This window comes from Neorhizobium sp. 05N33, from assembly GCF_056397445.1.
Genome location: NZ_JBFTNK010000001.1, coordinates 480,161 through 493,631, shown reverse-complemented (window position 1 = coordinate 493,631; position 13,471 = coordinate 480,161). Strand labels below are relative to the sequence as shown.

12 protein-coding genes are annotated in these 13,471 nt (G+C 59.6%); 8 read left to right on the top strand and 4 right to left on the bottom strand.

Annotated features, from left to right (window positions below; translation table 11 throughout):
* Nucleotides 1–33 precede the first annotated feature (33 nt).
* The 3 genes from AC1DLT_RS02395 to AC1DLT_RS02385 all read right to left on the bottom strand — a co-directional run bounded on the left by AC1DLT_RS02395 (nt 34) and on the right by AC1DLT_RS02385 (nt 5,022).
* Nucleotides 34–2,460: a PAS-domain containing protein gene (locus AC1DLT_RS02395; protein WP_477485769.1), complete on the bottom strand. Its 2,427-nt coding sequence runs from the start codon at nt 2,458–2,460 to the stop codon at nt 34–36.
* Nucleotides 2,461–2,733: 273 nt separating this feature from the next.
* The gene (locus AC1DLT_RS02390) at nt 2,734–2,991 is read right to left on the bottom strand and encodes a hypothetical protein (protein WP_247135151.1); all 258 of its coding nucleotides are present in this window, start codon (nt 2,989–2,991) and stop codon (nt 2,734–2,736) included.
* Nucleotides 2,992–3,156: 165 nt separating this feature from the next.
* A complete protein-coding gene (locus tag AC1DLT_RS02385) occupies nt 3,157–5,022 on the bottom strand; it encodes a chloride channel protein (protein ID WP_477485768.1) in 1,866 nt (621 codons plus the stop codon).
* A gap of 94 nt (nt 5,023–5,116) precedes the next feature.
* On the opposite strand from AC1DLT_RS02385, the gene AC1DLT_RS02380 reads away from it, so the two are divergent.
* Together AC1DLT_RS02380 and AC1DLT_RS02375 are read left to right on the top strand one after the other, a co-directional pair.
* Entirely contained in the window at nt 5,117–5,572 is a 456-nt protein-coding gene (locus AC1DLT_RS02380; RefSeq protein WP_477485767.1) for a MarR family transcriptional regulator, read from the top strand.
* 23 nt (nt 5,573–5,595) lie between these two features.
* Nucleotides 5,596–6,039, top strand: coding sequence for a MarR family winged helix-turn-helix transcriptional regulator (locus AC1DLT_RS02375; protein WP_040125877.1), 444 nt, complete (start codon nt 5,596–5,598; stop codon nt 6,037–6,039).
* 68 nt (nt 6,040–6,107) lie between these two features.
* On the opposite strand, the gene AC1DLT_RS02370 is transcribed toward AC1DLT_RS02375, so the two are convergent.
* Nucleotides 6,108–7,124 carry a LacI family DNA-binding transcriptional regulator gene (locus AC1DLT_RS02370; protein WP_477485766.1) on the bottom strand — a complete coding sequence of 339 codons (1,017 nt, stop codon included), beginning with the start codon at nt 7,122–7,124 and terminating at the stop codon, nt 6,108–6,110.
* 145 nt (nt 7,125–7,269) lie between these two features.
* Between AC1DLT_RS02370 and AC1DLT_RS02365 the strand changes: the two genes are divergently transcribed.
* The 6 genes from AC1DLT_RS02365 to AC1DLT_RS02340 all read left to right on the top strand — a co-directional run bounded on the left by AC1DLT_RS02365 (nt 7,270) and on the right by AC1DLT_RS02340 (nt 13,399).
* Nucleotides 7,270–8,304 (top strand): Gfo/Idh/MocA family protein, encoded by a 1,035-nt coding sequence (locus AC1DLT_RS02365; RefSeq protein WP_477485765.1) that lies wholly within the window; start codon nt 7,270–7,272, stop codon nt 8,302–8,304.
* 11 nt (nt 8,305–8,315) lie between these two features.
* Nucleotides 8,316–9,221 carry a sugar phosphate isomerase/epimerase family protein gene (locus tag AC1DLT_RS02360; protein WP_477485764.1) on the top strand — a complete coding sequence of 302 codons (906 nt, stop codon included), beginning with the start codon at nt 8,316–8,318 and terminating at the stop codon, nt 9,219–9,221.
* A gap of 78 nt (nt 9,222–9,299) precedes the next feature.
* Entirely contained in the window at nt 9,300–10,532 is a 1,233-nt protein-coding gene (locus tag AC1DLT_RS02355) for an ABC transporter substrate-binding protein (RefSeq protein ID WP_477485763.1), read from the top strand.
* A gap of 73 nt (nt 10,533–10,605) precedes the next feature.
* A complete protein-coding gene (locus AC1DLT_RS02350; protein WP_477485762.1) occupies nt 10,606–11,508 on the top strand; it encodes a carbohydrate ABC transporter permease in 903 nt (300 codons plus the stop codon).
* Nucleotides 11,505–12,332: a carbohydrate ABC transporter permease gene (locus AC1DLT_RS02345; protein ID WP_477485761.1), complete on the top strand. Its 828-nt coding sequence runs from the start codon at nt 11,505–11,507 to the stop codon at nt 12,330–12,332. The genes AC1DLT_RS02350 and AC1DLT_RS02345 overlap by 4 nt, the downstream gene beginning before the upstream one ends.
* On the top strand, nt 12,329–13,399 hold the full coding sequence (locus tag AC1DLT_RS02340; RefSeq protein ID WP_477485760.1) for an ABC transporter ATP-binding protein: 1,071 nt from the start codon (nt 12,329–12,331) through the stop codon (nt 13,397–13,399). Before AC1DLT_RS02345 ends, AC1DLT_RS02340 begins: the two co-directional genes overlap by 4 nt.
* The last annotated feature ends 72 nt before the right edge of the window (nt 13,400–13,471 follow it).

The window sequence follows — 13,471 nt, the reverse complement described above, 5'->3', positions numbered from 1 at the left end:
CGAGCCGACCGGACTCGGGTCGCCAGTTTACTTTTACGCCTGGGCCTCGATCGGCAGGTTTGTCCGGTCGATCGTCCCGGCCGTGTCCGCCTCCATCTGCTCGGGCCGCGCGATCGGCAGATTGACTGTAAACACCGTTCCTTCGCCCTTCACGCTGTCGACGTGAATTTCGCCGCCATGCAACTGGACCACCTGCTTCACCAGGTTCAGGCCGATACCCGTGCCAGCGATGCCGGACGAACTTCTCGCTCGGAAATAACGTCCAAACATCTTCGGCAAGTCATCCGCGTCGATGCCGATGCCTTCGTCGCGAACGGTAATCTGGACACAGTCGTTTTGCTGCCACCCCGTGACATAGACGTTCGGAGAGTCCGGCGCGTATTTCACGGCGTTTGAGAAGAGATTGGTGAACACTTGCTCCAGCGCCGCACCGTCGCCATAAATGGTCGAGGGAAGCCGCTCCAGATCGAGCAGGAACCGGTGCGATTTGCGTATGCTCTCTTGCCGCGCACTGCAGGTCCTGATGATGTCGCCCAGTGCGCATGGCTTGCGAACGATATCGATATAACCGTGATCCAAGCGCCCGACCGCCAGAATGCTTTCCATCAACTCAAGCATTCGCGAAACTGCGCCGCGGATCTGCTCCGTCTTCTCACCGATAAACTCCGGTGTGACCGCGTTCTTGCGGCGGACGAGACGCTGCGCCGCGCCGTCGATGATCGAAAGCGGCGTCCGGAATTCGTGAGACGCCATCGAAACGAATTGCCGCTGCAACTCGTTGACCTGCCGCTCTTGATCAAGCATCCGTTCGAGTTCCGCAGCCTGGCGCGCGATTTCTGCGGTTCTGCTGCGCACTGTTTCCTCGAGATCATCGCGGTGCTGAAGCAGCGCCCGTTCCGCCCGTTTCCGCTCGGTGACGTCGACAGCGGCAATCAGCGACGCCGGACGACTGTCGAAGGCGAGTTGGCTTGAGTAGATAAAGACCTCGATTTCGGCTCCGCGAGCGGTCCGATGCCGCTGAGACCGATTGGCTTCGCGGCCATGCTCTGCGGCGGTGGCCGCGACCCTCATTCTTTCCCAATCCTCCGGCGGAAGGATGTCCAAGAGTGTCATCGAAAGAAAAAGGTCACGATCATAGCCGTAATGATCAAGAGCCGCCTGGTTGACGTCGAGAAACTGGAGGCTCTCCCGGTCTTGAACCCACATTGGCAAAGGGTTTCCTTCGAACAATAGCCGGAAGGAAGCCTCGCGCATCTTGAGATCGGTGATGTCGACGCGAATCCCCACGCTTCCGCCACCCGAGACGCGTCTTTCCTCGATCCGCACCCAGCGGTTCCCCGGCAGGCGCTGCTCATGAGCACTCTTCGGCTCTGCGTGACGGGCCAACCGATCGGCCAGCCATTCTTCCTCACGGCCGATCGCGTCGGGATACTGACCACGCTGCAGCCCGCTGCGAAGTCTGTCCTCGAAACCCATGCCTTTGACGAGGGGCGCGCCGCTATCGGCGTAAAGCTGCTCGTAGCGGCGATTCCACATCACAAATCGATCGTCTTCATCGAACAATGCCAAGCCTTCGGGAACGACTTCGAAGGCGGCCAGCAAGCGCGCATGCGCTGCCCGCGCCTCCTGCTCTGCGTGTTCGGCCTGGGCATGAGCCTGAGCAAGGGATTGTTCGGCTAGTCGCGCCTCGGTAACGTCCTCATGCGTCGACACCCATCCCCCGTCGGCGGTGCGCTGATGGCAGCCTCGGATGACTTTGCCCGATCTAAGTTCTTTTACCCAGACCTGCGACGACCCCGCGGCGTTCGTGTCTTCCGCCCATGCGAGATATTCCTCCGTGGACATCGTCGGGACGGCGCCGACTTCGTTCCGCAGCTTTAGGATGTCTTCGAGCGACTGCCCAGGGTGGATCATGGCTGGGTCCACGCCGTAAACCTCGGCGTAGCGACTGTTGGACAGCGCCAGCGTGCCGTCGGCGTTGAAGAGGCAAACCCCCTGGCTCATGCTGGCGAGTGCGATGCGGAGCTGTTGGTCGTGGCCAAGAATCTGCTTGCGGCCGCGGCTTGATGCCAGCTGTGCATTCACGCGCGCGCCAAGTTCCCTGCTGTCGATCATGCTTGAGACACAGTCAACCGCACCCGCCTCAAACCCGGCGATCCGTCCTTCGATATCGCCCTCAGGAGTGACCAGGATCACCGGTATTTCAGATGTCCCCGAACTAAGCTTCAGGCTGCGGCAGGTCTGGACGCCGCACAAATCTGCAAATGTGATGTCGAGCAGGATAAGGTGAGGGTGTGACGCCTCCACGACTGTTTGTAGGTTCTCCAGGGTGTCGCATGGGGAGACAACCGAGATCTCAATGTTTTCCACCGGCAGCTGACTGAGATCCAGCTTGGCTGCATCTGCGCCGATGACAAGAACTGTCGTCCGTCGATGAGCGGTGTTTTGGGCAATTGCCATCGAAACCGCATCTCCATCCGGAGCCGCGGGCAGTGAAGACGAGTGTAACCGAAGGGGAAATGCTGTCGCCAATGAAGATCGCCTACCATTCCGCCGCTGATCTGTCGCAGGCCTACAATACGTATCGACTATTAAGGAGAGCTTATAGAGGCGTGTCGCGATATCCTTAGGCTTAACAGCCTATTGCCGAAATCCGCCGCATCCGCGCGCGGTTTCCGTCGGGGCTGAGATCGATATGGCAAGCTCGAAAATCAGGCCGAAGACTTCTATACGTCAGTCGGATTTGAAGCGCCGATCGATATACCTTATCCAATCACCGAGATTCCCGAAGAGAACCGCGAGATCGTATTGCCATTCGAGCAGAAGCAATCTCCAACTCATGCGTTCTGAAGCCAGACCTCGCTGAGCAAGTTGGGCACGAAGGAAATCCATCTTTGCGGTCGGCGAAGATAGGACGGTGGAGCCGTAGCCGGCCTCAACATCTTCAGTCATTCGTTGCAAAACACTGGGCACATTCCTGTGGTCGCTCATACCTTATGCTCCTCATCAATGGATGCCGGGGAGGAGGAGGAGGATGCTAAAACGTGGCGTTCTCCTCACCCATCGAATGTATGTCGTGAGGCGATGTATATCAAGAAATTCACGAGCGGACATGTACACGAACGCGGCATTGATCGGGCCGAAGTGGCCAACGGTTCAATCAATTTCTTTTCGTTGCGCGGCTTGTCCACCACCGGTGTCTTTGGCCATGCTCGGGCGATCTCGCGTCGTCGTCGAAAGATATGGCCGTCGCTCGAATTCCGAGGTTCGCAGCAAACTTCTCAGGCGCAGAAGATCTTTTCGCGCAACGAGCCCGCACAATTTTCCGCTGACGGGATCGACGATCGGAACCCGTCCGGCATCGGTCGAAAGCATTACATCTGCGACGAAACCGACCGTGTCTTCCGGATGGCAAACCGGGACCGAAGCGTCCGAAACCCGTTCGGCAAGCGTTTGCTCCGCCAGTTCGGCTTTCCCCTGCCAGCCAAGTACGTCGCCTCGGGACACAACCCCCGCCAAGCGCCCGGCGCTGTCGATCACGGGGTAAATGCGGTGGGTTTTTTGCGGAGACGCAAAGAGGTCACAGGCGTCCCTTACCGTCATTGTCGCCGGCAGCGTGTCCACCTCCTTGATCATGATCTCACCGGCCCTTGTGAATTCGAACGGATCGATGCCGTATTCGCGGGTGATGTGTTGCCCCCGTCGCGCAATCTTCTCGGTCAGGATCGAACGGCGCAGGAGCAGGACCGTCACGGCATAGGCGACCACCGTCGCTGCCAGAAGCGGCACCAAGGTGTTTATATCCCCCGTGATCTCGACCGCGAAGAACGTGCCCGTCAGCGGCGCGCGCATCGTCCCGCCCATCATCGCCGCCATGCCCAGCAAGGCCCAGAAGCCAGGATCGTGACCCGGCATAACCAGACCGACAAGCCAGCCAAGGGCGCCGCCGAAAATCAGGAGAGGGGCGAGGACCCCGCCGGAGGTCCCGGAAGACAGCGCGAATAGCCAGATACAGGTCTTGACCACGAGGATGGTCAGGACGGTCGAGGCGAGCAACTTGTTGTTGAGCAGGCCGTCGATAATGTCGTAGCCGACGCCCAAGCTGCGAGGTTCGATCAACCCCCCGACGCCAATCACGATGCCGCCGAGCATCGGCCACCACATCCAGTGTATCGGAAGCTCTTCGAAGAGATCCTCGATCTTGTAGAGCAGAGTGGTGAGCAGCCCGGATTGCAGACCCGATACGATGCCGATCGCGGCACAGGCCAAAATGCCCCACCATGGCAGAGCGATGTCATAGTGCGTCGGGAACAGCGGCCCCGTGCCGAACAACATCGGCCGCCAGCATATCGAGACGCACGCTGCGACGGCAACGGGGATGAAGCTGCGAGGTTTCCATTCAAACAGAAGGAGTTCGACGGCGAGCATGACCGCTGCAATCGGCGAACCGAAAATAGCCGTCATGCCAGCCGCTGCCCCCGCCACCAGCAGCGTCTTGCGTTCGGCGGCGCTCATATGGAAGAATTGCGCGAACAGCGATCCGATTGCTCCGCCCGTCATGATGATCGGACCTTCCGCGCCGAACGGGCCACCCGTTCCGATCGAAATCGCCGACGACAGCGGCTTCAGCACCGCGACCTTAGGCGACATCCGGCTGCCACCGATAAGGATCGCCTCGATCGCCTCGGGAATGCCGTGACCGCGGATCTTCTCTGACCCGAAGCGGGCCATCAGGCCGATGACAAATCCTCCCAAGGGAGGAATCAGCAAGATCCATGGGGACCGCGGCACGCCTGCGAGCGAGGCCGGTTCTATGCCGATATGGCCGAACCAGACGATGTTGGTGACCAGCGCAATCAGGCTCACAAGACACCATGCCGCGAACGCGCCGCCGGTGCCCACGACAATCGACATCCCGACCAGGACGAGAACGCGCTTGTCGGTGGTGAAGTCTCCTGCCTCGCGCCTCGAAAGTCCTCCTGTGAAGTCGTGCGGTCGGTTGCCGGGTTGATGCTGCGACATGGCTTTCCTTTGGCGGGTCGGAAACGGGCGTGGCTTGAGCATGTCGAATATATCGTGATACGATGTAAATCAAGCCGTAAATCCGGGAGCACATATGGCTATGAAGCATCAGGAACGTCTCACCGCGGGAGATTACGAAGCACTCGCCGACTTGCGTTATAGCATTCGCCGGTTCCGGCAGTTCAGCGCGCAAGAGGCGGATAAGCTCGGTCTTAAGCCCCAGCAACATCAGGCGCTGCTGGCGATAAAGGGCTTGCCGAGCGGCAGACAGATGACCGCGCGGATGCTGGCCGAGCGCCTCCTGATGACCGGTAGACTGGTGGATGACCTTATTCAGCAACTGATCGACGAAGGTTATGTCGAGGCAGGGCCGTCAACGGTGGGTCGCGCCAAACACGTTATTCGTCTTACGCCCAAGGCGGAAGATGCCCTTGACCGACTGGCAAGTGCCCATCTATTCGAGATCCGGAAGATGGCGCCGGAATTGATGCAGGCGCTCCGGGTCCTGCAGGACCGCCAGAAGATGCAGCGCATGACATGGATGCTTTGACTGCTGACGAAAACGGAGAGCAGATGAAGAAGCTCAGTAGGCTCAGGCAGGTAGACTACGAAACGCTCGCCGACCTTCGTTATGCGCTTCGGCAGTTCATGGATTTCAGTGCATCCGCCGCACAGGTAGAAGGATTGCCGCCCCAGCAGCACCAGGCGCTTCTGGCGATAAAAGGCAATCGCAACGGCAAACCGATGACGGTCGGAATGCTCGCCGAACGGCTCATCATCGCCCCTCATACTGCGACGGAACTGATCAACCGGCTTGTTGACGGAGGGCTCGCAGCGCGACAGGTGGATCAGGAGGATCGACGGCGCCAGACCGTTCGGCTAACGGACAAGGCCGAGGAACTGCTAGGCCGCCTAAGCGAAGCGCATATCGTGGAAATCCGCGAGATGACACCGAAGCTGGTGGCGCTGCTCTCTCAACTCGAAAAGATGCCATTGGCATCTGCCGACGACGAGTAGGCAGAAATCGGCCTGAACGCACTTGGTGTTCGGCAATGGCCGGAGACAGCGGCGCAGACTGAGGCCGTTCAGCCGCTTGTGCCCTCTATCAACGTCATAGGCCAGATCACGCGGGATGTCTGTCCGACGTAATGGGACTGATAGTCGGGTATGACTGACAGCAGATGCTCGGCCAGGCTGATCCCCAGATCACGAAGAGACAGCGTAAAGCAGGTCAGGGCCGGAGAGAGGTACTGAGCCTGGGGACTGTAGCGACCGATGATCGCAATGTCCTTGCCCGGCTTAACGCCAGCGTCCTCGAACCCCTTGTAGAGCCCTGTAACCAGGATCTCATTGACCAGTACGATTGCCGACGGGCGTGGAGATCTGGAGGCGATCTCATGGGCTACTGCATAGCCCCCCGCTTCGCTCGGTTTTGCCCGGAAGATATGATCCTCGTTAAGGGTAAGTCCATGGTCTGCCAGCACCTCGCGGCATCGATCGGCGAACACGTAACCCAGGTTGAGATCGCCATGGGGCCAGATGATCCCGATATCTCTGTGGCCCGCCTTGACCAGCCGTTCTATCGCGACCTCCGCCATCCCCTCGAAGTCCAGATCGATCAAGGGCTGGCCGACATCGGTCAGGCTGCGGCCAAGCGAGATGAACGGAATGTTGTGCCGGTGCAGCAGTTCGAACCGCGCATCGTTGCGCCGGGTGGCCGAGAGGATGATGGCATCGGCAAAGCCGCGCGCCACGGTGCGTTGCAGATAGGCATAGGGATCTTCGTTGGAAGAGCAGAGCAGGGCGACGAGATCCAGCTTGTGTCGGCTAAGCACAGTCTGCACCCCGTCGAAAACGCTCATGAAGAAGGCATCCCCCTGGCTGTTGATTTCCGGCCCGGTCTGCATCATGAAGCCCACGACGCCGGTCGAGCCCTTGCGCAGCGAGCGGCCCGACTGGTTAGGGACGTATCCCAGCTTCTCCGCCGCCTCCAGCACGCGCCTGCGGGTTTCCGCATTCACATCCGCCTTTCCATTGAGCGCGCGGGATACGGTGCCAATGGAAATATCCAGATAATCGGCAAGTTGGCGGATGCCTGTCACAGGGAGCCTCTTGAGGGTTCGGTATAAGGCCGTAATCGTTTTCGGAAGCAGTATTGACAAAAAAATCGATGCGTTCATAGTACCGTAAACGTTTACGGATGCACAGGAGGTGTCGTGCCGTAAACATTTGCATGGGAGGAAGTTGGTGACATACAAGGTCGTTTTGTGTGGCTGCGGAGCAATGGCCAAAGGGTGGTTGCGTGCGCTTCAGGCCACGCCGGCGCTGCGGCAGGCGCTGACCGTCGTGGGTCTGGTCGATCTCGACCTCTCGGTTGCGCAGGCGCTGGCCGCCGAATTTTCGCTTCAGCCGGTCTCTATCGGATCCGATCTCGCCGCGGTGCTGAGCGAAACCGGCGCGGACATTGTATTTGACGTCGTCATTCCCGCCGCCCGCCATTCTGTCGTCAAGACCGCGCTTTCCCGCGGATGCCATGTGTTGAGCGAAAAACCCATGGCGACCTCGATGGAAGAGGCGGAAGACCTGATCCGCGCCGCAGAGGCTGTCGGGCGCATTCATTCCATCGTGCAGAACCGGCGGTTTATTTCGGGTGTGCGACGCATGCGGCGGTTTGTCGAAAGCGGCGCGATTGGCGCGATCACCGCGATCCATTGCGATTTCTTCATTGCCCCGCATTTCGGCGGCTTCCGCGAGCAGATGGACAATGTCCTGCTTCTGGACATGGCGATCCACACCTTCGATGCGGCCCGTTTCGTCTCCGGTAAGACGCCGCTTTCCGTCTACTGCCTGGAAACAAATCCACCCGGCTCCTGGTATGCCCAGGGCGCCAGCGCCAATGCGGTGTTTCAGCTCACCGACGACGTGGTCTTCACCTATCGCGGCTCCTGGTGCGCGGAAGGCCAGCGCACCAGTTGGGAAAGCGAATGGCGCATCGTCGGCTCGAATGGAATGCTGACCTGGGACGGAGAAGACACCTTCCGCGCCTCCGTTGCGGGAAGCGATAGCGGACTGCTGCGCGGCGCGACGCCGATCGAGGTTCTGCCGCCCGCCCGTGAGGAGGAAACCCACGGCCATGCCAGCGTCATCGCCGATTTCCTCTCAGCCATCGAAACCGGCGGCGTGCCGGAAACAGTGGGCTGGGACAACATCAAGAGCCTTGCCATGGTGTTTGGGGCGATCGAAAGCGCCAGATCCCGGCAAACCATCGACCTCGCAGCATAAGGGCCAGCACTATGACCGGACAGCGAAACCATTCCATCCGCATCGGCACGATGATCAGCGCCACCAAGGGCCAGGCGGCCGAGCGGATTTCCCAGATCGCCGATATGGGCTTTGAAAGTTTCCAGCCCTTTTTCTGGCAGACCACCAACGGCCAGGACATCGCCGAGCTTGGCAAACGTTGCCGCGAGGCGATCGGCGCGCGGGACATTACCATTTCGACCGTCGGCATGTTCGGCAATCCCCTGGAAGAAACGGAACTCGATCTCCAGACGCTCCAGGGCTGGAAGGACTGCATCGACAATGCCCATCACTTCGGCGCCACCTGCGTTGCCGGCTTCACCGGGCGCATCCGCAACAGGCCGCTGACGGAAAGCCTGCCGCGTTACCGGCAAATCTGGAGCGAGCTTGCCCGCCGCGCGGCCGACAAGGGCATCCGCATCGCCTTTGAAAATTGCGCCATGGACGGCAACTGGGCGACCGGCGACTGGAATATCGCCCATAATCCGGATGCCTGGGAACTGATTTTCAACGAGACGCCGGACGAGCATATCGGGCTTGAATGGGAACCTTGCCACCAGATGGTCTATCTCATCGAGCCCTTGCCGCAGATCCGCAAATGGGCGCAGCGGATTTTCCACGTCCACGGCAAGGATGCCACCATCCGCTGGGACGTGATCCGCGAGCACGGCATCTTCGGAAAACATCCCTTCGTGTTCATGCGCACGCCCGGTTTCGGCGACAGCAACTGGACCGATATTATTTCGGAACTTCGGCTGGCCGGCTGGTCGGGCTCCATCGACATCGAGGGATGGCATGATCCTGTCTATCGGGATGCATTGGAAATGACGGGGCAGATCCACGCCCTGAACCATCTGAAACAGGCAAGGGGCGGCACATTCGTCGTCGATCCGGTCTGATGCGCAGGCCGGCTGGCCATAGAAGGAGCTCTGCGCCAGCCGGATGAGAATTGAGGATAACCAAGAAGGAGGAGAACCATGGGTATCCGCAGGACTATGATTTCCATTGCATTGGCTCTAGCCAGTGTCTCACTTGCCGGCATAAGCGCCAGAGCGGAGGACGTGAAACTCGTCCTCTGGTCGCTGGACCGCGATATCCAGCCCGCGCCGACCCTCATCAAGGAATTCAACGCGCAGAATAACGGCATCCAGATCGAATATCGCCAGCTTCAGTTCGACGACGTGGTGAGCGAGGCCATGCGCGCCTATTCCACGGGCAAGGCACCCGACATCATTGCCATCGACAATCCCAACCATGCGATGTTCGCCTCCCGCAAGGCTTTTCTCGATCTCACCGACATGATCCAGCAATCGAAGGTCATCAAGCCGGAGAACTATTTTCCCGGCCCGCTGAAATCGGTGATGTGGGACAACAAATATTACGGGGTGCCGAAGGCGACCAACACGATTGCGCTTTATTACAACAAGGATCTCTTCAAGGCCGCAGGTCTCGATCCCGAAAAGCCGCCGCAGACCTGGACCGACCTGGTGGCGACGGCGAAAAAGCTCACCAATCCTTCAAAGAACGTCTACGGCATCACCTTTTCCGCCAAGGCCAACGAGGAGGGCACTTTCCAGTTCCTGCCCTGGGCGCAGATGGGCGGCGCCAACTATAAATCGATCAACAGCGAAGGTGCCGTCAACGCGCTTACTATCTGGAAACAGATGCTGGATGAAAAGCTGGCCTCACCGGATACACTCACCCGAAGCCAATGGGATTCGACAGCCACCTTCAATGCCGGAAATGCGGCCATGGCGATTTCCGGTCCATGGGAAATCGACCGGATGTTGAGCGATGCCAAATTCCAATGGGGCACCGCTCTTCTGCCGGTGCCGGGCGAGGGCGCTCAGCGTTCATCCGCCATGGGTGATTTCAACTGGGCGATCTTTTCGAGCACCAAACATCCGAAAGAGGCCTTCAAGGCATTGGAATTCTTCGCTTCCAAGGATGCCACCATGTACAAGAATTTCGGCCAGCTTCCGGCCCGGTCCGACCTTCCTGTTCCGCCCACGGGCAATGCCCTGAAGGATTCAGCGCTCAAGACCTTCGTGGAACAGCTGAAATATGCGCAACCCCGTGGCCCTTCGCCGGAATGGCCGAAAATCTCGAAAGCCATCCAGGACGCGATACAGGCGGCCCTGACAGGCCAGATGGCGCCGAAGGCCGCGCTCGATCAGGCGGCTGCGAAGATCAAGTCGATCGACGGCTGAGACAGCCACCCTCCCGCGACGACGGCCCGGCACCCATCCGCCGGGCCGTCATGCAGGCTCCAGCGAGGTTTCGATGAAAAGAGTGTTTTCCAGCGTAACGGATGGCCGCGGTTTCGACCTTGTTCTGGTCGGGGTGCCCTTCACGTTTCTCCTGGCACTGGCAGGGCTTCCGCTGCTCTACAACATCCTGATGAGCTTTCAGGAAGTGGACATGTTCAGCCTGGCCAGCGTCATCCGGCCTTTCGTAGGCTTCAAAAACTATGTCGACCTGTTCACCGAGCCTGAAACCCTATCCATCCTCAAGAACACGGTCATCTTCGTGGTGGGGTCGATCGCTGGACAGTTTCTCGTCGGCTTCTCGTTGGCCCTGTTCTTCTGGATCAATTTTCCCGGCGCGTCCTGGCTGCGCGGCCTCTTTCTGGTTTCCTGGGTCATGCCCGGTCTCGTTGTCGGCGCCATTTGGAACTGGATCCTGTCCGGGGATTTTGGCGTGCTCAATTTTCTGTTGCAGCAAATCGGCCTCGTCAGCGGCAATATCTTCTGGAGGTCCGATCCGAATTTCTCGCTTTGGGCGGTTATTCTGGCCAATATCTGGCTCGGCACCTCCTTCAACATGATCCTGCTCGCCACCGGTCTTGCCGCCATTCCTGCCGATCTCTACGAGGCGGCGGAAATGGATGGCGCCAATGCCTGGCAGCGCTTCTGGACCATCACCCTGCCGATGATGCGCTCCACCATCGGCGCGATCATCGCGCTCGGGCTGATCTTCACCCTGCAGCAATTCGATCTGTTTGCCGCGATTACCGATGGCGGACCGAACAATTCCTCCAATGTCGCGCAATACTGGGCCTGGGATCTGTCTTTCCGGCAGTACGACTTCGGCAAGGGAGCCACCATTTCCGTCATCATGACCGTCTTCGTGATGTTTGCCGCAACCGTTTATGTCCGTTCCACACGCCATGAGGTGCGCGGATGAGTGAAATCGCGCGAAACCGGCTGCTGCTTGCCCTGTCCGTGGTGATGGCGGCCGTCTATCTCTTCCCGCTCTACTGGATGTATCTGACGGCGCTGAAAAGCGGCTCGGAAATGTTCGCCACACCGCCGACATTCTGGCCCTCCTCTGCCCAATGGCAGACCTTCACCTATGTCTGGGAAAGCCGGAACATGGGCCGCTACCTGTGGAACTCAACGGTCATTGCCTTCGGTGCGGTGGCCCTGATCGCGTTTCTGGGCACCGGCTGTGCCTATGTGCTGGCGCGCTACCGCAATGTCTGGGTGGATATCGGGCTTTTCCTCATCCTGATGTTTCAGGTTCTGCCGGCCTCGCTGATGATAACGCCGATCTTCGTGGGTTTTTCGCAAGTGGGCCTGCTCGAATATCCGCGCTTTGCCGTTATCCTAGCCATTACCGCCAAAAGCATGCCCTTTTTCGTCGTGCTCGTGCGCGCAACCTTCATGGCCGTGCCGATGGAGTTGGAGGAGGCGGCGCTGGTCGATGGCAATTCCCGCATCGGCGCCTTCTTCAACATCGTTCTGCCACTGGCGCGCAACGGCATTCTGGTCAGCGCCATCCTCATCTTCATGCAGGCCTTCGGCGAATTCGTCTATTCCAAGTCGATAATCCAGGACATCCAGCTCCAGCCCGCCAGCGTCGGGCTCAATTCCTTCATGGGGCCGAACACCAGCGAGTGGAACAACATCATGGCCTACGCCACCATGTATGTGACGCCCATCCTTGCCATCTTCGTTCTGTTGCAGCGTCGCATCGTGTCCGGGCTCACATCGGGAGCATTGAAATGACCCACCAAATCGAACTCTCGGCCGTCAACAAATATTACGGCGCCTATCATGCCCTGAAGGATATCGATCTTTCCATTCGCAAGGGCTCGTTCGTCGCGCTGGTCGGCCCGTCCGGCTGCGGCAAGTCCACGCTGCTGCGCTCGCTGGCGGGGCTCGAGACCATATCGAGCGGCGACCTCGTCATCGCCGGAAAACGCATGAACGGGGTGCCGCCCCGAAAGCGCGATCTTGCCATGGTGTTCCAGTCCTATGCGCTCTACCCGCATATGACGGTCGAACAAAACCTGACCTACAGCCTGAAGATCAACGGGGTCAGAAAGGCAGAGAGGCAAAGGGCGGCAGCCGACGTGGCGGCCATCACCGGATTGTCGAACCTGCTCCACCGGTATCCCCGGGAACTGTCTGGGGGGCAACGTCAGCGCGTCGCGATGAGCCGGGCCATCATCCGCAATCCGCAAGCCTTCCTCTTCGACGAACCGCTCTCGAACCTCGACGCAGCCCTGCGTGTTCACATGCGCAAGGAGATCAGGGCGCTCCACGACCGCCTCGGCGCGACCTCGGTCTATGTGACCCATGACCAGGTCGAAGCCATGACGATGGCAGATCATGTCGTCGTCATGCGCAACGGCATTATCGAGCAACAGGGCAAGCCGCTCGATTTATACGACCGCCCGGCCAATCGCTTTGTCGCCGGCTTCATCGGATCGCCGGCGATGAACTTCATTCCGGCGCGATCGACGCCTGACGGAAGAGCCCTGGTTCTCGATCTTGCCGAACCGCAAACCGTCGATCTCGGTTGCCCGCTGCCGGCTGGACGTGCCCTGATCGTCGGCATCCGCCCGGAGCATCTCACTCTCGCCGCGGCCGATGCCGTCGGCTTCAAGGTGGATGTCGCGACAGTTGAAACGACCGGCGCGGCAACGTTCATTACCACCGCCACCACGCCTGAGATTGTCATCGCCTTGAACGGCAGGAGCGTAGTGGCGGCGGGCGAAACCGTTCGGCTGACATTTGCTGCAAGCAACGTCCATCTGTTCGACGCCGCGACCGAGCAGAGCCTCAAATGATCGTGCCGGCTCGCTATCGGGTGCGTCGATTGCCGCTGGGTACCGACTGCCGGTTCATGGGATGTGTAGCCA